22 protein-coding genes are annotated in these 20,221 nt (G+C 52.6%); 4 read left to right on the forward strand and 18 right to left on the reverse strand.

Features of this window, described 5'->3' with window-relative positions:
• The first annotated feature begins 82 nt into the window (after positions 1-82).
• On the forward strand, positions 83-1,390 hold the full coding sequence (locus DQG23_RS39475) for an aminotransferase class I/II-fold pyridoxal phosphate-dependent enzyme (RefSeq protein ID WP_113036560.1): 1,308 nt from the start codon (positions 83-85) through the stop codon (positions 1,388-1,390).
• Between the two features lie 222 nt (positions 1,391-1,612).
• Here DQG23_RS39475 and DQG23_RS39480 read toward each other — a convergent pair whose 3' ends face one another.
• From DQG23_RS39480 to DQG23_RS39515, 8 genes are all read right to left on the reverse strand, one after another.
• Positions 1,613-2,542 (reverse strand): DUF6612 family protein, encoded by a 930-nt coding sequence (locus DQG23_RS39480; RefSeq protein WP_113036561.1) that lies wholly within the window; start codon positions 2,540-2,542, stop codon positions 1,613-1,615.
• A gap of 124 nt (positions 2,543-2,666) precedes the next feature.
• Positions 2,667-2,798 carry a DUF4023 domain-containing protein gene (locus DQG23_RS39485; RefSeq protein ID WP_113036562.1) on the reverse strand — a complete coding sequence of 44 codons (132 nt, stop codon included), beginning with the start codon at positions 2,796-2,798 and terminating at the stop codon, positions 2,667-2,669.
• 379 nt (positions 2,799-3,177) lie between these two features.
• A complete protein-coding gene (locus tag DQG23_RS42455; RefSeq protein ID WP_158560938.1) occupies positions 3,178-3,324 on the reverse strand; it encodes a hypothetical protein in 147 nt (48 codons plus the stop codon).
• A gap of 222 nt (positions 3,325-3,546) precedes the next feature.
• Positions 3,547-4,632: a sialidase family protein gene (locus DQG23_RS39495; RefSeq protein ID WP_113036564.1), complete on the reverse strand. Its 1,086-nt coding sequence runs from the start codon at positions 4,630-4,632 to the stop codon at positions 3,547-3,549.
• Between the two features lie 55 nt (positions 4,633-4,687).
• Positions 4,688-5,590 carry a carbohydrate ABC transporter permease gene (locus tag DQG23_RS39500; RefSeq protein ID WP_113036565.1) on the reverse strand — a complete coding sequence of 301 codons (903 nt, stop codon included), beginning with the start codon at positions 5,588-5,590 and terminating at the stop codon, positions 4,688-4,690.
• Between the two features lies 1 nt (position 5,591).
• Positions 5,592-6,509, reverse strand: a complete 918-nt coding sequence (locus DQG23_RS39505; RefSeq protein WP_238178242.1) for an ABC transporter permease — start codon at positions 6,507-6,509, stop codon at positions 5,592-5,594.
• Between the two features lie 93 nt (positions 6,510-6,602).
• A complete protein-coding gene (locus DQG23_RS39510) occupies positions 6,603-8,153 on the reverse strand; it encodes an extracellular solute-binding protein (RefSeq protein ID WP_158560939.1) in 1,551 nt (516 codons plus the stop codon).
• A gap of 199 nt (positions 8,154-8,352) precedes the next feature.
• Positions 8,353-10,701 carry a helix-turn-helix domain-containing protein gene (locus tag DQG23_RS39515; protein ID WP_158560940.1) on the reverse strand — a complete coding sequence of 783 codons (2,349 nt, stop codon included), beginning with the start codon at positions 10,699-10,701 and terminating at the stop codon, positions 8,353-8,355.
• A gap of 270 nt (positions 10,702-10,971) precedes the next feature.
• Here DQG23_RS39515 and DQG23_RS39520 point away from each other — a divergent pair, with 270 nt between their 5' ends.
• The 3 genes from DQG23_RS39520 to DQG23_RS43940 all read left to right on the forward strand — a co-directional run bounded on the left by DQG23_RS39520 (position 10,972) and on the right by DQG23_RS43940 (position 13,247).
• The gene (locus DQG23_RS39520; protein WP_113036585.1) at positions 10,972-11,655 is read left to right on the forward strand and encodes a Crp/Fnr family transcriptional regulator; all 684 of its coding nucleotides are present in this window, start codon (positions 10,972-10,974) and stop codon (positions 11,653-11,655) included.
• A gap of 417 nt (positions 11,656-12,072) precedes the next feature.
• Positions 12,073-12,909 (forward strand): transposase, encoded by an 837-nt coding sequence (locus DQG23_RS39525; protein WP_202866018.1) that lies wholly within the window; start codon positions 12,073-12,075, stop codon positions 12,907-12,909.
• Positions 12,873-13,247, forward strand: a complete 375-nt coding sequence (locus DQG23_RS43940) for a transposase (RefSeq protein WP_202866020.1) — start codon at positions 12,873-12,875, stop codon at positions 13,245-13,247. Before DQG23_RS39525 ends, DQG23_RS43940 begins: the two co-directional genes overlap by 37 nt.
• 185 nt (positions 13,248-13,432) lie before the next feature.
• On the opposite strand, the gene DQG23_RS39530 is transcribed toward DQG23_RS43940, so the two are convergent.
• The 10 genes from DQG23_RS39530 to DQG23_RS42465 all read right to left on the reverse strand — a co-directional run.
• Entirely contained in the window at positions 13,433-13,918 is a 486-nt protein-coding gene (locus DQG23_RS39530) for a dihydrofolate reductase (protein WP_113036568.1), read from the reverse strand.
• 186 nt (positions 13,919-14,104) lie between these two features.
• Positions 14,105-14,263 carry a hypothetical protein gene (locus DQG23_RS42460; RefSeq protein ID WP_158560941.1) on the reverse strand — a complete coding sequence of 53 codons (159 nt, stop codon included), beginning with the start codon at positions 14,261-14,263 and terminating at the stop codon, positions 14,105-14,107.
• A complete protein-coding gene (locus DQG23_RS39535; protein WP_113036569.1) occupies positions 14,242-14,472 on the reverse strand; it encodes a hypothetical protein in 231 nt (76 codons plus the stop codon). The genes DQG23_RS42460 and DQG23_RS39535 overlap by 22 nt, the downstream gene beginning before the upstream one ends.
• Positions 14,473-14,692: 220 nt before the next feature.
• Positions 14,693-15,265, reverse strand: coding sequence for an SCO family protein (locus DQG23_RS39540; protein ID WP_113036570.1), 573 nt, complete (start codon positions 15,263-15,265; stop codon positions 14,693-14,695).
• 16 nt (positions 15,266-15,281) lie between these two features.
• On the reverse strand, positions 15,282-15,665 hold the full coding sequence (locus DQG23_RS39545) for a c-type cytochrome (protein ID WP_238178243.1): 384 nt from the start codon (positions 15,663-15,665) through the stop codon (positions 15,282-15,284).
• Positions 15,662-15,997: a cytochrome o ubiquinol oxidase subunit IV gene (gene cyoD / locus DQG23_RS39550; protein ID WP_113036571.1), complete on the reverse strand. Its 336-nt coding sequence runs from the start codon at positions 15,995-15,997 to the stop codon at positions 15,662-15,664. Before cyoD ends, DQG23_RS39545 begins: the two co-directional genes overlap by 4 nt.
• Positions 15,998-16,621 carry a cytochrome o ubiquinol oxidase subunit III gene (cyoC, locus tag DQG23_RS39555; protein WP_113036572.1) on the reverse strand — a complete coding sequence of 208 codons (624 nt, stop codon included), beginning with the start codon at positions 16,619-16,621 and terminating at the stop codon, positions 15,998-16,000. It abuts the gene before it with no gap.
• Positions 16,618-18,591, reverse strand: a complete 1,974-nt coding sequence (locus DQG23_RS39560; protein ID WP_113036573.1) for a cbb3-type cytochrome c oxidase subunit I — start codon at positions 18,589-18,591, stop codon at positions 16,618-16,620. Before DQG23_RS39560 ends, cyoC begins: the two co-directional genes overlap by 4 nt.
• 38 nt (positions 18,592-18,629) lie before the next feature.
• Positions 18,630-19,538 (reverse strand): ubiquinol oxidase subunit II, encoded by a 909-nt coding sequence (gene cyoA, locus DQG23_RS39565; RefSeq protein ID WP_113036574.1) that lies wholly within the window; start codon positions 19,536-19,538, stop codon positions 18,630-18,632.
• A 421-nt stretch (positions 19,539-19,959) separates the two neighbouring features.
• The coding region (locus DQG23_RS42465; protein ID WP_202866022.1) for a hypothetical protein at positions 19,960-20,221 on the reverse strand (262 nt) is incomplete at its 5' end.

Genomic DNA, 20,221 nt, shown 5'->3' on the forward strand with positions numbered 1-20,221 from the left:
AATCTTGATAACCCTGCCTGACGGACGGCTGCGTCCAACGCAGGGAAAAACGACGCGCATGTTCACGGAAGGAAGGACCGTAATGAATCCACTCGCAAGGCAATTAAACGAAACGCTCGAACGCGAAAATCCGCATGTCTACGCTATGCTCTCTTCCCTCGGCAAGCAAATCTACTTTCCGAAGGAAGGTATCCTGAGCCAATCGGCGGAAGCGAAGGCCAAAGCGAAAAAATACAACGCCACGATCGGCACTGCGCTTGAGAACGGCCAGCCGATGCACTTGAAGGTCATTCAAGACACGCTGTCGGCTTATAATCCGAAAGACATTTACGAATACGCTCCTCCTGCGGGCAAGCCTGAGCTTCGTACCGCATGGCGCAAAAAAATGCTGGAAGAAAACCCGTCGCTCGCAGGCAAAACGTTCGGCAACCCGGTCGTTACGAACGCATTGACCCACGGCCTCAGCATCGTCGCCGATTTGTTCGCCGACGTGAACGACAGCGTCATTATTCCGGACAAAAACTGGGAAAACTACGAGCTGACCTTCGGCGTCCGCCGCGGCGCGGTTATCGTAAACTACCCGCTCTATAACGCGGAAGGCAAGTTCAATTCGGAAGGCTTGAAGCAAGCCATTCTGGCTCAGAAGGAGAAGGGAAAAGCGATCGTCGTGCTCAATTTCCCGAACAACCCTACCGGATATACGCCAGGCGTCGAGGAAGGCAAAGAAATCGTCGCCGCGATCAAAGCGGGTGCGGATGCGGGCATCAACATCGTAGCCGTCACCGATGACGCCTACTTCGCTCTCTTCTTCGAGGATTCGCTGCATGAATCGCTGTTCGGCCACTTGGCCGACATCGGTCCCCGTGTACTGCCCGTCAAAGTTGACGGCGCTACGAAGGAAGAATACGTTTGGGGCTTCCGCGTCGGCTTTATTACATACGCCGGCAGCAGCGAAGCGCAGCTTGCCGCGCTGGAGCAGAAAACGCTCGGCATTATTCGCGCCACCATTTCGAGCGGGCCGCACCCGTCGCAAACATTCGTCCTGCACGCGCTGAATTCGCCGGATTTCGAAGCGCAGAAGCAAGAGAAATATGCGATTATGAAAGGCCGCGCGAACCGGGTGAAGCAGCTCCTCGACAACGGCGATTTCGGCGGCGTATGGGAATACTACCCGTTCAATTCCGGCTACTTCATGTGTCTGAAGCTCAAAACCGTCCAAGCGGAAGCTTTGCGCACTCACCTGCTTAACGAATACGGCGTCGGCACGATCGCCCTTGGCGAAACGGACCTGCGCGTAGCGTTCTCCTGTATTGAGGAAGCGAACATCGATGAACTGTTCGGCTTGATTTACCAAGGCGTGAAGGATCTCGAAGCGGCAGCTGTGAAATAACGCTTCGATAGCCCGCTCAACATGCGTGATGGTCTCAGCGGCCGCATAAACGGTCGGCCGACCGCCGTCATGCAACGATCACCGCGCGCCGAGGATTGCGGAAGCGAACGGTTGTTATAAAAAATTAATTGCATGCCCGCAGATGCTCGCGGTGCGAAAAAACTAACAGAACGACAAAGAGGGCCTTCCGGCAGTTTGCCGAAAGACCCTCTTACTCATTTTCTATTGCACCGATTTTGCGCTCTCCAGCGCTTCCTTCGGCACGACGATTTCTTTCACGCTGTTATAGTTGGAATAAGTGCCGTCTATCGATTGCACCATGCTTATTTTCTGCCCTTGGATGTCCATTTCCATATCCATATCGACAGTCATCGCTTTAGGGAAATAGTTCTTTTTGTCGATCGTAAACGTATAAGCCATTTTGTTTACTTTCATGCCGGACATCGCGCCGACTAACGCGTCCATTTGCTCGGCGTTTCCTGAGTTCTTCAGCTCATTCTTAATAAAATCGTTGAATTTATCACCCGATGCATTCAGCTTGATCGTATAGGCGTCTCCGCTTTCGGTCAACTCCATGTCATCGGTGAAAGCCTTCAATTTATCCAGCTGCTTAGACGGATCGAGCTGCTCCTCCGATGCTCCCTGCAGTGCTGCGTTCATTTGCTCCTGCGGCAGTTTCATCCATGTTCCCGAAGTCATGTCCTTCATGAAAAAGCCGTCCTTTACAAAATACATTTCCATTTTGATGTCTTGTCCCATCATGTTCGTGCTCATCACTTGCTTGAACGTTTGCTCGGGCTTCATCACGACATCCATATCCAGCTTCGATGTCATATCCGTCTTGTTGCCGCCCTGCTCGATATTTTGCTTAATATTCATGCTGACCGAGAAGCTTTCCAGCTTAGCCGCTCCTTCGATCGATTTCGCATAAATCGCTGCCGCTCCCTTCGCTTCCGGAGCCTGCGACGGTTTGGCGCTCGGCGAAGCCGAGGCTGCCGCTGAAGGCGACACGGATGCCGCGCCGGGACTTGCCGATGCGGGTGGCTGTGCCCCCGTTTCCGTTCCTTTTTGACCGCATGCCGATAATGCGAGCAGGCTTCCTCCCAGCAGTGCTGTCATAACTAGCTTTGCCATTCTCTTTCTCTTAAACATAAATCCCTCTCCTTCCTTTCCGAACACTTGTGGATTATACCATAATGTTCCAAGCAAAAAAACCGACCGATCGTCCCATGGCTACAGTACCATAAAGAACGAACAGCCGGCATGATGGTTCGATTTACTTATCGTAGCTGTGCTGCTTGCCCGGAAGCTTGCGCTGCATTTGGCCGCCTCCCTGGCGTTGTCTGTTTTTCTCGTCTTTTTGCTGTGTATCTTGTACTTTCTTCACAAAATCGCCCGTGCTTTCCATATTACCCCTCCTTCCAACCGTTAGTTTCTTCCGATTTCGGGATCCTATACCAAGGATAAACAATCGCCGTCCTTTAGAAAGGCGGTACGACTACCTGGAACTAGAACAAACAGCGGAGAAATACTTTCTGGCTATTGTGAAAACCGCCTTGCGGCGGCCTGCCGTTCCTTATATGTTAGTTCGATGGTGTGGGAATACCCATTACCTCTTGTTAGCCTTCAGTGCTTTCTTCATTGACATTTACCGATCCTCCAACTGGCATCCCTACCTGCTTGCTCCAAATCCTGCTTGCCCCTGCTTGCCTTGCCTCTCCGCGCTCGTCTCTTGCATACGTTATAGTCAGATTTTGCCCATTTGGAATCGAGTACGTCTTCCTTTCCTATCCTATAGTCCGAAAATGCCTACTTGCAGCATGTATTTTGCTCGGCACACCGGTGAATCCGTTCCCCAAGCAGGCAAAATCGGACTCCAGCGTAAGACGAACCTCGATTCCTTGCTGCAAGTAGGCGATTTCGGACTCCAGCATATATGGAGCCTCAAAGGCAGATAAAGATAAACGAACGGCTTCGCAGTCCTTTAAAGAACCGGCTTGCTTTTCGGTTAATATGATCATTACCGAAGTTTAGAGCCGCTCGCGATATGCCTTCCGGTAAACGCACAAAATAAACCGGCACAGCTCTTGGCCATGCCGGTTTATTTTTGCATCACGCGCGGTGTTTCGAAGCAATGACCGCGGCTGACTCAATGATCAGCCCTGCAGCTCGGACAGCGCAATTTTGCGCACCTTAAGCCGCGTCAGGCAAATGCCGTCCTCCGCCTCTCCCGCACAATAAGCAAGCAGCACGGCGTTTCCGGTAAAATGGATGGCGACGTAACAGCAGCCGTTGCCGTCCTCTTCCCGCTCGACCGCAAAGTGGCCGCTCCACGTACGTCCTTCGTCTTTGCTGACCGCTCCGATCAGCGGCGTCCGGCCCCAGCTATGCTTCTCCAGCTTGCGCGTATTATAGGCCGGTATCGGATTCCATACGGCCAGCAGATCGCCGTTATGAGGATTGCGCTTCATGGACAGCGGCGAGCAAGGCGATGTGAAAGCCGACGGCATCGGCGCGCTCCACGATTCGCCTCCGTCATGCGAGAACGTCTCGTACTGGCAGCCGAGATCGGTGCGCGCCCAGCCCCAGAGCGTGTCGTCCGTAAGCTCGATCAAGCCCGGCTCCTGCATGTCGCTGCGCGAATTCGGCGAACCGATCGAAACGAAATTTCTCGCTTCGCGCCATGTTGCGCCGTCGTCGTCGGACAGGAAAAAAAACGTAACCGCTCGGCCGTCGAATTTTCCCCATTCGGTATCGCTCGTCTTCATCCGGTGATAACCCGCGGGGACGACCAGTCTGCCGGACGAAAGCCGGACTACTCTGTCGTTGTTCGTCACGTAATACCCCATTGCAGGCACGCAGCATACAGGCTCGCCCCATGTCGCGCCGTCGTCGGACGAGCGCCGCACATGCAGCCGCATATCCTGCCAGCCGTAGCGCAGCAAATAAAACAGCCCGATATCCCCATTCCGCATCCGCAGCAGCGATACGCTCATAATATTGAGGGCGTCATGATCTTCCGGCTGCGCGATGACGGCGTCGTCCGTCCAAGAATCGCCTCCGTCGGAGGAGTAGCGCACCGCAATGCACGCTTTCGCAAAATCGTCCGCGGAATCGCCGGTAAAGCGGCTGTAAGCGAACATCAGCCTGCCGTCGTTCAAGTCGAGGAACGCCCCTTCGCTGTTTCTCGGATTTCCCGGTCCGGGACGCAAATCCAGTACGATCGTTCCTAATTGCTCCATTTACTCTCCACTCCCTCGTTAGATTAGTCCTTGATCAATTTATCCCCAGATAAATTTAGCCCTTGATCGAGCCGGTCAGCACACCTTTCACAAAATGCTTCTGCAGAAACGGATATACGAACAAAATCGGCAGCGTCGTCACCACGATCATCGCCCCGCGCAAGCTTTGCGCCGTCGGCTTATTGGCTACGCCGTTCAGCATCTCCGCATCGAGATCCTGGCTGGAGAATGACAGCACGATCCGCCTCAGCAGCACCTGCACCGGCATCAGATTCGAATCGTTGATGTAAATGGTGGCGTCGAACCAGGCATTCCAATGCCCGACGGCGTAAAATAACCCGATCGTCGCGAACGTGGGCAGACTGAGCGGAAAGACGACGCGCGTGAGAACGGTCAGCGGCTTCGCTCCGTCGATCGTCGCCGATTCGATCAAGCTTTCCGGAATTTGCGCGAAAAAGTTTTTCATGATCAGCAGGTTCCATGCGCTGATGAGTCCAGGCACGATCATGACCCAAAACGTATCGGTCAAATGCAAAAACTTGAGCAGCAAATAAGTCGGAATCAAACCGCCGCCGAACAGCATCGTAATGAACACGACCGTAATGAACGCGTTTCGTCCCGGCATGTCTTTTCTGGATAAGCCGTATGCGAGCATCGACGTAAACAGCAGGTTGAGCGCCGTGCCGACGACAACCCTCAAGATCGTAATCCCATAGGCGTGATACAGCATCGAGCCTTCCGACAGCAGCACCTTATAGGCGCTAAAATCGAGCTGCTCGGGGATCAGAATGAAATTTCCCCTCCGGATCAGCTCGTTTTCCCCGACGAACGACGTGGAGACGATCGCCGCAAAAGGAACGATGAATGCCAGCGACAACAGGACAAGGAACGCATAGTTGAACGCTTGAAATGCCGCTTCGCCGCCGCTTGGACGGATGCGGCCCGTTTTCGCCTTCATGCTACCAGATCCCCTCCTGTCCGAATTTTTTGGCCAAATAATTCGTGCCTATGACAAGGACGAACGCGATGACCGATTTGAACAAACCGACCGCGGAAGCGAACGAATAGTTGACCTCGACGAGTCCTTTTCTATATACGTACGTGTCGATAATATCGGCGACCTCGTATACCGGCGGTGAATAAAGCAGAAACACTTGCTCGAAGCCGGCGTCCATAATATGGCCTATCGATAAAATGAGCAGAATGATCGCGATATGGCTGATTCCGGGGAGCGTAATATGCCATATTTGCTTGATGCGCCCCGCACCGTCGACTTTCGCCGCCTCGTACAGCTGCTGATCGACGCCGGCGATAGCCGCCAAATAAATGATCGTGCTCCAGCCGACTTCCTTCCAGATGCCCGAAACGACAAGCACCGGGCGGAAATACGCCGAATCGGTCAAAAAAGGAATCGGCTCGACGCCGAGCTGCTGGAGCAGCCCTTTGATAAAGCCGTCATCCGCGCTCAGCAAAGCGGTCAGCAAGCCGGCGACGATGACCATCGACAAAAAATGGGGCAAATACGAGATCGTCTGCACGATCCGTTTAAAGCCTGCATGCCGAACCTCGTTGATGAGCAGAGCGAGCAAAATCGGCGCCGGAAAACCGAATATAATCCGATAAAAGCTGATCGTCAGCGTGTTCCCCATAATGTCCCAGAAGTAATAGGAAGCAGCGAAATCGCGAAAATGCTTCAGCCCAACCCAATCCGCCGTAAAAATACCCTTCAAGCCGTCGAACGGCGCTACCTGCTTGAACGCAATGATGACGCCGTACATCGGACCGTAATGAAAAATAAGAAAATACAACATACCCGGAATGACAAGCGCATAATGCAGCTTATGCTTCTGGATCAATCGCAACGTCTTTGCATTCAATGGCTGACCATCTCCGTTTCCTCCCGTCAAGACCGGCCCGGCTTAAGCTTGGAGGAGCGCCGCCGGCCGAAGCGCTTCCTCCGCTTACCGGCGTTATTTGCCTTTTACCCTGTTGTATTCCGCCGTATAGGCATCGATCCACTTGTCAAGCCCGGCCTTGGTAAGCTCTTCGACGAATTTGTCATACTCGCCGATCGGCCTTGCTCCGGTAATGAACTTGATCGTTTCCTGTTCGATCATGCGGGTAATGTCTCCGGATGTCGGCACTTTCTCGGTGATCGTCTTCGTATCGAACATAAATTCCGAATCGGCCAGGGCGGTCTTTTTCACCCGGTCCATTTTCGTAATGTAATTCCGGATAAAGTCGAATTGCGGAGTGAACGCAGGATCGTTTTTCTCGTATTGCACCGTATAGGCGAACGAAAGACCCGGTATCAAATCTCCCATGTAGTCGGTATTCAAGCCTTCGATTATCTTTTTGTCCTTATCCGTATACTTCCAGTGTTTTCCTTCGATGCCGAAGAACAGCGTGAAATAATTGTTGATATCCGATTGCACCCAGTCGATCAGCTTGACGGCCGCTTCCGGGTTTTTGGCGTTTTTGTTGATCATGATCCCGCTCGTGCTGACCCCGCCCAGCGTCGTCAAGTTGCCTGCCGGCCCTTTCAGCTCCGCGGCTACGCCGTACTTTGCTTCCGGGACGTTTTGCCTAAGCAGATGTTCGTTGGCGGTAATCGTCGTGTTCCATACGACGCCGGAGGCGACGCGATTTTGCTTCACAAGCTCGATCTGGCGGGTCCGGTTGGAGGAGAACGCCTCTTTGAAAATATAGCCTTTCTTGTACCAGTCGGCCATTTTGGCGACAAAGTCGCGATAGCCAGGGTGCAGCTGAGGCGGCTTCACTTTACCGTCCTTGTCGACCCACTTGCCGTAGCCTATATCCATGAAGCCTGCGGCAAAGCCGTCGTTCAAGGAAGCGAGGTCGGTAAGAAGCGGAATCGTCTGGCCGGAGCCGGCCGGGTCTTGATCCTTGAACGCCTTCAGCACCTGCTCGTATTCGTCGATCGTCTTCGGCATTTGCAGATTGAGCTTCTTCAGCCAGTCTTCGCGCAAAAGTACGCCGTTACCCGCAACCGGAGCACCGGTCGGAATCCCCCAAATTTTCCCGTCCGAAGTAGTCAGCGCATCCCAGGACGTCTTCCAATCGGCCGGCCACAACTTCCTAATGTTGCTTCCGTATTTATCGAGCAGATCGCCGATCGGCTGAACGGCTCCGTTCGACTGATGGGTCGCCATAGAGCCTGCGAAAATATCAAGCGGCTCGTTGGAACTGAGCAGCACGTTCAATTTGTCCGCTTCCGAGCCTTTAGGCGGAATGATCGGAACGATTTCGATGCCGATCTTGTCGATAACGTATTTTTTGACTTCCTCCAACGCTTCCGGTTTGCTGACCGTGTTGCTGCTGGCCAAATTGCCGAAGTTGGCGTATACGTATACTTTTTCGATTTTTTTGGCGGCGCCTTGATTCGTTCCGTTTCCGGACGCTTCCGGTTTCCCTTCTTCTTTGCCCGACGTGCATCCCGTTACGGCTCCCGCCAGCAGCACCGCTGCCGCTGCCGAAATTGTCATCTTTCTATTGAACATGCCCGCAGCCCCTTTCGTAATCGTTTTCATTTCTACCAGCAATGCGTTTCGCGACGACGCACAGTGCACTGTTATTGCCAGTTTAGGCCGCGGGGCTTCATAAGGGAATGCCGCAGGCATGACCCGGACCCCTTAGCGATGACTTTTCGCATCATCGTGGTATGCATGTCATCGTTGCGGTATCCGCACAGCGGACGATTTATGCATTGCTTCGCGCCTTGCGGTACTCGCCCGGGGTCATGCCGACGCATTCGCGGAACAGCTTGATGAAATAGTCGCTTTTCAAATAGCCGACCCGTTCGCCGATTTCCTTGATTTTCAAATCCGTTTCGAGCAATAACTGCTTCCCTTTGTCCATTCGCGCCTTCGTCATGTAATCGGTAAACGATTGTCCGGTGCTTTCCTTGAAAATGCGGCTCAAATACGACGGATTGAGGCGGAGCCTGTCGGCGATTTGGACGAGCGAGAGCGGCTTGTCCAGCTCGCTGCGGATAATTTCGACCGCCTGATCGACGTACCGGTTGTTTTTCTCCCGAAAAGCAGTGCCGAAACCCGAAGCCAGCGTCGCGACCAGTCTTCGCAGCCATTGCACCGCTTCTTGAAGATCGTCTTGATGAAGAAGCGCTTCGTATACGTTCGTTTTCTCGCCCGCAAACGCGGACAGGTCGATGTTCGTCCGGCCCGAGGTCGCGACCAGACTGCCAAGGAGGCGCATGAGCGCGTATTGAATTTGGCGGACGTGCACCCTTCCCTTCTCCCTGCTGATTTCCCTGACGATCTGATCGAGCAGCCGCAGCGCCTGATCCGTATCCCCGTTCACGATGTGCGTGTTCAGCGCCTCTTCTTTGTCGGACGGATAGTGGAGCGGCGTATTTCCCTCCAGCCTGACGTCCTCGATATAAATAACTTGGCCCGTGCCGACGATTCCGCGGTAACGCAGCGCTTCGTTCGCCTCCGCATACGCTCTGCCTAGTTCGCTTGCGTGAGCGCACGGCTTCCCGATCCCGATCGAGCAGCCGAGCCCGAGCCGTTCCCCGATCGTGCGGATCAACAGATCCGCGCATGCGAACAGGTCCGATAACTCGTCGGGGCGGCCGTTGACGATGACGACGAAGGTCCCGTCCGCAGCCTCGCATACGATACGTTTCCAGTCTGCCGGAAGGACGGATCCGATCGCATCAGTCAGACGCACCTTGTTCAGGCTTTCGCTTTCCGCGTCCGCCTGGCGGCTGTCAGCGCGTTCCGTCATGACGGCCATCAGCATCAGATGCTCCAATTCGATGTCGAAGCCGAGATAGTCGAGCCGTTCTTTCATATAATCGTTCCCGTATGCATGCTGGCGGAGCAGCGAGCGGACGAACGTTTCTTTATAGGCGGGCAAACTTTCCTTTAACCGGTGCCGCAAGCTAAAGCGGTCCTCGAACGCCTCCTCGAAGCTGGCGCGGATAACTTGCCATTCGCCAGTCGTTGCGCTTGCGTAGCGGTCGTCCGTGCTTTTGATGAACTGCAGCATGCGGCGAATAGGCGCATATAAATGCCGTGCGAACAGCAGCGCCAGAAGACAAGCGGCTGCCGCCAGTACGCAGCTGTACAGCACGATCATGTTTTTGGCCTTGGCGACGCTCCTGTACAATTCGCCGAGCGGCGAAGCAAAAACGAACGTCCAGCCGAGCCTGTCCGACTTGACCCACGTGACAAACAACCGCTCCCCTTCCGCCTCCTCCTCGAAAAAGCTCGGCCCGCCGCCGTTTTCGTTTTGCCAGAACGGGCTGTTGCCGATCCGGACGGTCATCGGATTCGAGGAATCGTAAAGCATCGGCTTTCCGCCTGACGACAAGACGAAGAAAGGGCGGTTCGTCCCGCTCCCCGTTCTGCGCAAAAAGCTTTCGTAAATTTTGTCCGCATCCAGATTGATGACGAGCACGTTTCCTTGAATCGACGTTTTGTATACGAGCGGAATGACGTTCAATGACCCGCCTTCCGCCGTTTTGGCGATCCTCATGTCAAGAATCATCGGCAGCGCCGGGTCGCCGGACGGGAACCGGTTCCAGCCTCCGTCATAGAAACGGTCGGGATCGTATTCCAGCAGATCGGACGTCATGATCAGTTTTTTGGCGCTGTCGAAATAATAGACCGAATGGATGAATTCGTTCGACAGCTTCAATGCCCGCATGTTGTAAAGCGCCTGCTTTTTGCCGTTTAAATAGGATTCCAGTGCGGGCAAATCCTCTTCCTTCAGCTCCCCCGTCAGCATTTCATAATAGGCGCCGCGCGGAAACTGCTCGAATTGACGCATCGTCGCCCCATCCAGCGTCAGCTGGCGGAAGCTGTTCCCGATCTGATCGATCATCATTTCCATTGCATTGGCGGTCTGGTTCAAATAGTTGCCGTTCGCCTGACGCAGCTCCTGCTGGACGGTGGATTTGACGTTCTGATAGTACACGATGCCGGTTGCAAGCATAGGCAGCAGCGACAGGATCAGCGTAACGGCGATCACTTTGTAGTAAAAATGGCGTGTTTGTACGTTATGCAGCCATTTCATGCGCATGGGCGTCACCTCATCCGTTGTTTTGTAAGCGATTACATAAGGGTTTGTGAAATTTCTTTTTCTCTGGTTTTGACCGATCTGTATGATGGTATGACCAAAATAAACCGCTACTATAAGATAGCCCATCTGCGGAATGGAAGCAACCCGAAGATTCGGCGATTCCAAATCGAAGAAAAAAATATTATCCTTTGCGGCAGGACTTGCACGACAGATTAGCGAACTTTATTAGGAGAATAGCTCAAAAAATAACAAAGTATCGGGTTGATTCGAATGGAAAGCCGCATTGCCGATTTGCTGAAAAGCATCCCTATTTTTGAAGACTTGTCCGACGAGGAGCTGGAAGCGATAGGTCCGCTCTTTACGGAGCGCAAGTGCAAGAAAGGGACGATTTTGTTTTTTGAAGGCGAACCCGGAGACGAATTTTTTATTATCAAGTCGGGTATGGTCAAAATTTATCGGCTTGACGAATTTCGGGAAATTATATTATCCATGTTCCGAGAAGGCGATTTCTTCGGCGATATGGCCTTGTTTCGCCAAGACATGAAACGGACGGCGACGGCTGAAGCGATGGAGGCGACGAGCCTTTACGTGCTTTCCCGCTCCGATTTTGCGAGCTTTACGGAGACTTGTCCGAAAATTTTGCTGGTGCTGCTCGAAACGCTGTCCGAACGTCTGCATAAAGCGAACGAACAAATCCTTAGCCTAACCTTCCTCGACGTGCGCACCCGCATATACAAAACGCTGCTCCGGCTGGCGGAAGAATATGGAACGCCGTATCAGAACCGCTCGGTCATCAACGTGAAGCTGACGCATCAGCAAGTAGCCGGCATGGTCGGTACCGTTCGCGAATCGGTGACGAAAGCGTTCCTGGAGCTTCAGGAGGAAGGCATCATTTCGGTGCAGAACAAATACATCATGGTCAAAGATATGCAGAAGCTTCGAGATAAAATATGACGGGCAGCCGTAACGCTTGCCGTTACGCAATTCCTGGACAAGGATAAACGCCTACCGGCGTCTTTGACGCTGGCGTTTACCGAGATTTAGAGCCGCTTCCACGCTATACTTTCTGATAAATCAAGGATAAACGGCTTTGCCGTCCTAACGCTTTCGAAGAAGAAAGCGACTTCGTAAGCGTAAGCTAAGGACAGACGCGTTTACCGATGAAATATCGGGCCTAATGAACTTACTGAAATAAAAACCGCGGGCGCCGGCCCAATGTCATTAAGTTAAGGCACGGGGCTTAAAATCAAGTACAAGAGCAGGTTATCGAAAAGATAGCCCGCTCTTTTTTTGTGCAAAAAAGTGAAAAAGACTTGACAAGTAGGTGGATATGTGTGGCGAAGCCCCTTGAAAAACGAGGAGGTTTTGCCAATGAATGAATTCGCAAGCTCACTAAAACAAAAGCTGACATCCCTCATACGAGAAATGTCAGCCGAACCAGCACATTATGTTAAAAACCCGGGGAAAGATTTTACCCGGGAGAGAAAACTGCCCTTTGAAACAGTTATGCAGCTCCTGGTCTCGATGGGCGGCAACAGCATATTCAAGGAGCTTTTGGACTCGCAGGGCTATGACGTAAACACCGCAACCACGTCTGCTTTTATCCAACAAAGGAATAAAATCTTGCCGTCTGCACTTGAATTCTTGTTTCACAAATTTACGCAATCGTATACGGATATCAAGGACTATCGCGGGTATCGATTGCTTGCTTTTGACGGTTCGGATTTACATTTCGCAACGGACCCTGCGGACACGGATACCTATTTTCAAACGCAACCGAACACAAAAGGATATAACCTTACGCATTTGAACGCAGCTTATGATTTGTGCAATAGAATTTACGTGGATGCCATGGTTCAGCCATTAAGGTTATGCAGCGAGGGAAGGGCACTGGCAGCATTGGTTGACCGTTCCCCCATCAAAAGCAAAACTATTGTTATTGCCGATCGAGGGTATGAAGGTTACAACAATTTCGCGCATATTGAACGCAAGGGCTGGAACTACATCATTCGGGTAAAGGATTTAAATTCCAATGGTATTCTTTCGGGCTTGTGTCTGCCCACCGGTGGAGAGTTTGATGTTGTCGTTCAGGTGACACTTACCAAAAAACAAACCAACGAGGTTAAAGCACATCCTGAAATCTACAAGTTCATCCCTTCTAAAAATATAACATGCGATGGGGCATTGAAACCTCTTTCCGGGCATTAAAATACACTGTCGGTCTGACCAATTTTCACGCAAAGAGACAAGAGTTCATCACCCAAGAGATTTTCGCAAGATTAATCATGTACAATTTCGCTGAAATGATTACCTCGCACGTAGTCATTTCCCAAATGGATAAACGGCACCCATACCAAGTCAACTTCACGGTTGCCGTTCACGTTTGTAGACATTTCCTGCGCTCACGGGACGATGAACCCCCGCCCGATGTTGAAGCGCTGATTCGAAAAAATATTTTGCCGATTCGACCCATTCGCCAGGGGCAGAAGAACACGCGCAAAATCCGCTATAAATCAGCTGTTAGCTTCGTCTACAGAGTAGCATAAATCGGTTAAAATGAACATTTTTAAAACGGGTACTCCATCCGTTTTGTTTGCTGTACCCTTTTTTCCATGAATGCAGAAAAAACAAACGGCACAGGGGCTTTTCCCATGCCGTTTCGCATTCCATTTTTTATTCCCGGTCTTGCCATTAAGCTAACTTAATGACATTGGGCGCCGGCCCGCGGTTTTTATTTCATGCGCTCGTAAACGCGAAAGCTGTACGCGTACGGGTTGCGCTCGTCGGTAACGCCCGGCTCTTCGGAAACGAGCCTCCATAACGCTTCGTCATATTCGGGGAAGAACGTATCCGCCTCGAATTCCGCATCGATCCATGTAATGTACATTTTATCGGCATACGGCATAAACAAGCGAAACATCTCCGTTCCGCCGGTAACGAATAATTCCTCGGCGGCAAACCGCTCCATCGCTTCCTCAGCCGTATGCACGACGACGCAGCCCTCCGCTTGGAAATCTTGGCTCCGCGTCAGCACGACGTTCGTTCTTCCCGGCAGCGGCCGCCCGATCGAGTCGTACGTTTTGCGTCCCATCAAAATCGGATGTCCCATCGTCGTCTTCTTGAAATAGGCCAAATCGGCCGGCAGCCGCCACGGCAGCTTGTTATCCTTGCCGATGGAACGGTCGCGCCCCATCGCCACTATATAAGATATTGTCATATGTACCTCTTTCCCGGCAGCCGGCCGTACGCAAACCGACGTTTAAGCGGCAGCAGATTCGTTTGGCTCCATGATCCTGCAAAGTAATGAACGCATGCTTCGATCGTTAACACCCATAAGCATATCACTAATGGAGCGAAAGAAACAACCGATGATGCGGTACGCCGGGAAGCCATGAATATCAGCCTACACCGTCCTAACTTTTCCCCCGTCGCCGATTTTGTAGACCGCTTCGTGCGTGTACAGCCGGTACAATCGGCTTTCCTCGTCGTATGCTGCGGCATGCTCCCAAGCCTCTTCCAGGGTACAGCCGTTATCTTTGGTCAGCTTGTAAAAAAAGTGCATAATAAAAAGCGCCGTCGCTTCGGAGCGTTCTCCTTTTGGCCGATGACGTTCAAAAAGTCGACCGGCGTGCCGATCGCATGCAGCAGCGTTACGACATTGAATTGCTCCAGCACCGTACGGATAAAATGAGCCTCCGTGCTATCTCCTACAGCCGCAATGGCTACCGGCAGCTTTGGCGCGTAAAACTTCGTATCGACAGGGTTCCACATTGTACTTTTCTCCTTATCCGATGATATTCCGGTATTACGTTACGGACTTCCGCCCCGTTTCAATTATTCTCCCTTGTGTGAGAAGAAGAAGCGGTTATCACATCAATCGCAAAAAAGCTGTCAAAGGGTACACTTCAGTGAGCGAATCCCATAAATGAAGCAAAAAAAACCTTCAAAACCGCTACGAAAGTGGTAATGAAGGTTCTTTTGTTAACCGAAATCAGCGATCCAGGGCTTTTATATCCTTAATGATCCTCTCATATGGCGTATCCAACGCGCCGTCGTATTTGGCGACAACCGTACCGGACCGGTCGACCAGAAAAAACGAAGTGCTGTGAATGATTTGATCGGTAGCCGTATCTCTGGAAATGTAGGATTTGAACGACTTCAGCAGAAACGATTTGATTTCGTCGAATGTGTAGCCGGTCAATGCATGCCAGTTCGCGAAATCCGCATCGAATTTGCCGAGATACGTTCTGAGCGCCTCCGGATCGTCTTTATCCGGATCGATCGAGAACGATACGAGCTCCGCCTCGACACCCGCCTCCTTCAGCTTGCCTTGCAGCTTCGCCATATTCGCCGTCATCGCCGGACATACCGTCATGCAATGCGTAAATACGACATCGGTTATCCACACCTTGCCGTTCAAATCGGACAAAGCGAACGGCTGTCCGTTTTGATCGGTGAATTGAAAAGGCTCGACCGGAATATGGAGCCGATTTTTGCCATTGCCGCAGGCAGCCGCGAAGACGGCAAGTAAACATACGAGGATAAGCATCATGCTTTTCTTCATGGGGCATCCCCTCCCGTTAATTGTTCCGTGACAGCCATCGCGCCAAAGCTTCGATTTCTTCATCGTTCAACATCTTGCTGAAAGCGGGCATCCCTTTTGCTCCGTCCCGTAAAATTGCGGCAATTTGCTCTTCGTCCAGCTTCGATCCGACCTTCCGTAAATCCGGTCCCACTTTTCCCTCTAAATTTGCGCCATGGCAGGACAAGCATTGCTTTTTGTACAGAGCCTCCGCGCGGGCGGCTTCAGCTGAAGCCGTTCCATGATCACCCGCCGCGTTCGTTCCTTGGCCGCACGCCGTAAAGAAGAGGAGCGCTGCAATACCCGTCAACATCGCAAAAGTCTTTTGCAGAAGCAGCCGCTTATTGAATCGAACGACGCCGTCAGCATTTTGACCGCTCACGTCGCCACCATGTTGTACGTCATGATCCAAATGGACCCGATGACGATAGTCAGAACGATAATTAGACCGAGGATAAGCGCCATCAAGTTGTAACGCGGCTTGCCTTCCTCGCGCAGATGCATGAAATAAACGAGCTGAACGACGAACTGCAGAACGGCGGCCGCCATCAGGACTATATTGCTTGCCGTACCTTCGAACCAATCGTTCCATACAATGACGACCGGGACGATCGTAAGCAGGATGGAGAACAGAAAGCCGATGCTGTACGATTTCAGCGAGCCGTGCGAAGTCTCATGCGTACTCGCGGTTTGGTATTCGGTGTGATGTGCCATTTACTTCACCCCCATCAAATAAACGACGGTAAATACGAAAATCCAGACGACGTCAAGGAAATGCCAGTATAGGCTAATCACGTTGACCTTGCGCTTGGTTACCGGCGTAATGCCGTGTTTCGCCAGTTGAACGATCAGTGCGATCATCCACACGATGCCAAGGGAAACATGAAGGCCATGCGTGCCGACAAGCGTATAGAAGGCCGATAAAAACGCGCTTGTGCCGATCGCCGCTCCTTCATGCACCATATGGATGAACTCGTAAACTTCCATACCCACGAATACAGCGCCGAGCAAAAGCGTAACGGCAAGCCATCCGATCAAACCGGAGCGGTTGCCCTTGTTCATGGCAAGAACGGCAAGCCCGCTCGTAAAGGAGCTGGTCAGCAGAATGAAGGTGCTAACCACGATGCCGCCCATTTGGAACAGCTCTTCGGGCATCGGCCCCCCGTTCGTATTCCCCTGAAGGACGATGTAGGTGGCAAACAAAGTACCGAACAGGATACAGTCCGTCATCAGGAATATCCAAAAGCCGAACGTGCGCATTTCCTCCGCGTCGTGATGCTGATTATGCGAATGATTTTCGTGCCCCGCTGAACCCGGAGCTCCCACCGCTTGACTCATCCGTTCGTCACCTTCCTTAATGCCGCTTCGGTACGCTTAACTTCCGAAACGGGTATATAATAGTCCGTATCGTAACGGAACGAATGGACGAGCATGCAAATCACGACGCCCGCCAATCCAGGAATAATCATCCACAGCCACTCGAACACGAAGCCGAAGCCGGCGATAAACCAGAACAGCGACATGACGATCGGGATACCGGAATTTTTGGGCATATGAATCGGTTCGATCGGAGGGGCCGATACCGTTTGCCCCTGCTCCCTGCGGCGCTTCTCCTCCCACCAGTCGTCCTGTGCAGTTACGTTGGGCAATACCGCAAAGTTATACAGCGGCGCCGGCGAAGGAATCGACCATTCCAGCGTTCTGCCGTTCCAGGGGTCGCCGGTTTCATCCCGCTTGAGAAATTTGACGCTGTGCGCGATTTGCCATACTTGGAACAGGAAGGCGATTCCCATGAGAACGGCGCCGATTGTCGAAACAAGGTTCATTTCCCACCAGCCTTTGTCCCAACCGTAAGTCACGACCCGTCTCGTCATCCCCATCAAACCGAGCGCATATTGTGGCATGAAGCACAAATAAAAGCCGATATTCCAAAACCAGAACGCCCATTTGCCGATCCGCTCGTTCAGCTTGAAGCCGAACAATTTGGGCCACCAGTAATACAAACCCGCGAAGTAGCCGAACACCACGCCGCCGATAATGACTTGATGGAAGTGGGCGACGAGGAAATAGCTGTTATGAAACTGAAAATCGGCCGGCGCCACCGATAGCAGAACGCCCGTCATACCGCCGATTACAAAGCAAGGAATAAAACCGGCCGTCCACAGCATGGGCGTTTCGAACGTAATTTTTCCGCGAAACATCGTAAACAGCCAGTTGAACACCTTCACCCCGGTCGGAATGGCGATCAGCATCGTAGTTAAAGCGAAGAAGGCGTTGATGTCGGCTCCGGAGCCCATCGTAAAGAAATGATGCGCCCATACGAGGAACGACAAGACGCTGATGATGATCATGGCGAACACCATCGACTTGTAGCCGAACAGCTTTTTCTTCGCGAAGGTCGCCACGATTTCCGAGAAAATGCCGAATGCCGGAAGGACGATAATGTAAACCTCGGGATGTCCCCACATCCAGATCAGGTTGATATACATCATCGGGTTGCCGCCGCCGTCCAAGGTGAAGAAATGCGCCCCCGCATAACGGTCGAGAAACAGTAGCGCAAGCGTAACCGTCAAAATGGGAAAGGCGAAAATGATGGCAATGCAGCTGGACAGCACCGACCATGGAAACATGGGCATCTTCATCAGCTTCATGCCGGGCGCGCGCATTTTCAGAATCGTCACGATAAAATTGATCCCGGTCATCAAACTGCCGATACCCGATATTTGGATGCCCCAAATGTAGAAATCTTGTCCGACGCCCGGATTATGCATACTGCCCGAATACGGCGGGTACGCGAGCCAGCCGGCGTCCGGCGAGCCTCCGATGACGAAGGACAGGTTGAACAGCATTGCGCCCGCGAAAAACAGCCAGAAGCTCAAGGCGTTGAGGAACGGAAAGGCGACGTCGCGGGCGCCGATTTGCAGCGGTACGACTACGTTGAACAAGCCGAACATAAACGGCATCGCCATAAACAAAATCATAATGACCCCGTGGGTCGTAAAAACTTGGTTATAATGCTCCGGGGTTAAAAACTCCAGCTCCGGAACGGCCAGCTGGGCCCGCATCAGCAGCGCGTCCACCCCGCCGCGGAATAGCATGAGGAACGAAGCGATAATGTACATGATGCCGATTTTTTTATGATCGACGCTTGTCAGCCATTCGCGCCAAAGCCAGCCCCATTTTTTGAAGTAGGTCATAAAAAACACGATGGTTAAAATCGTCAGCGCAATGCTGACGTCGGCGCCGTAAATTAACGGATCGCCGGTTACAAAAAATTCGGATGCAAAGCTTTTCACTTTGTCCCACATAAATGGTTCCTCTCCTTACGCGCCGGTTGAACATCCGCTTATTGCTCCGGCCGAATGTTTTGAATCTCGTTCCACGATAATCCGTGATTGTGCGAAGACGCGTATTTGGTGACCGTCATTTCGAACAAGCCTTCCGGGAATGCGGAGTACGCAAGCACTTCCGACGCGGCCGGCTCGGCAAGCTTCTTATATCCGTCCAGCGTTAGCTCAGGCGAGGAAGCTTTCACGTCTTGCACCCATTCGTCGAATGCCTCTTGGGACGTCGCTTTTGTCGTAAAGTACATTTTGGCGAAATCCTTGCCCGTGTAGTTCGCGCCGGAGCCCATATACTCCCCCTGCTCATCCGCTTGCAAATAAAGCGTCATCGCCATGCCGGACATGGCGTACATTTGACCGCCGAGCTGCGGAATCCAGAAGGAATTCATCGGAGCGTCCGCGGTAATCTCGAAGCGGATCGGCACGTCCTCGGGAATTTGCACGTAGTTGACCGTTGCGATCCCTTGCTCCGGATACTGGAACAGCCACTTCCAATCGAGCGACGTGACCTGGATCGTGAGCGGCTTCTTTTCGGAAGCAAGCGGTTTGGACGGCTCCAGCGCATAGGTGCCCTTGACCGTAATGACCGCAATGGCAAACACGATGATGATCGGAATGCCCCACCAGATCGTCTCCAGCTTCGTGCTGTGCTCCCATTCGGGCGTATAGCTCGCCTTCCTGCCTTTCTTGTCGCGATAGCGCCACATGATGACCGCCGAAAGAATAAGCACCGGAACGATGACAATGGAGCAAAGCACAGTCGAAACGAGCATTAAATCTTTTTGCTGATCGGCAATCGGTCCTTTAGGATCGAGTACGATAAATTTGTCCGTGCAGCCTGTGGCTGTCAAGAGCAGCAGCATTAGCATGAATATAGATGCCGTATAGCGGACTGCTTTCGATGTTTTCATGTTCACGTCTCCTGTCGCATGGCATGGATGGTTCGTTTGGCAAGTCTTACTTTACCCGCCGGCATTTCATGTGTCACCAGCCACTCGGCACCCGGCCGAACCGACCATTTTCAAAAAAATGAAACAAAGCTTTCAACATTTGGACAACTTTTAAGCCACTAATGGATAAACGGAAACGGCGTCTTTGACGCCGGCGTTAATCACAGATATCAAGCCGTTTCAGCAATATCCCTGCCTTTAGACCAACGATAAACGTTTACTCTATGACGCCGCGGGCCGTCTCCAAACTTTCGCACGGCGCAAAGAACGAATCTGGTCGACAGGCCGCCGGGTTCGGAGCGGTACGGGGGTGATGTGTAGGGGGACGATGTGTGGGTGCGATGGGCGGGGCGATGGGCGGGGCGAGGTATGTGATGGCAAACTACGGTCTGCCGTCTGAGATCTGCGGTCTGCGGTCTGCGGTCTGCAGTCTGCAGTCTACCGTCTGCCGTCTGCGGCTGCGGTCTGCGATCTGCCTTCTGCCGTTTGCGGTCTGCGGTCTGCGGTCTGCCTTCTGCCGTTTGCCGTTTGCCGTTTGCCGTCTGCGGCTGCGGTCTGCGATCTGCCTTCTGCCGTTTGCGGTCTGCGGTCTGCGGTCTGCGGTCTGCGGTCTGCGGTCTGCGGTCTGCGGTCTGCGGTCTGCG

This window comes from Paenibacillus contaminans (assembly GCF_003285015.1).
In the GTDB taxonomy this organism is placed as follows: domain Bacteria; phylum Bacillota; class Bacilli; order Paenibacillales; family NBRC-103111; genus Paenibacillus_V; species Paenibacillus_V contaminans.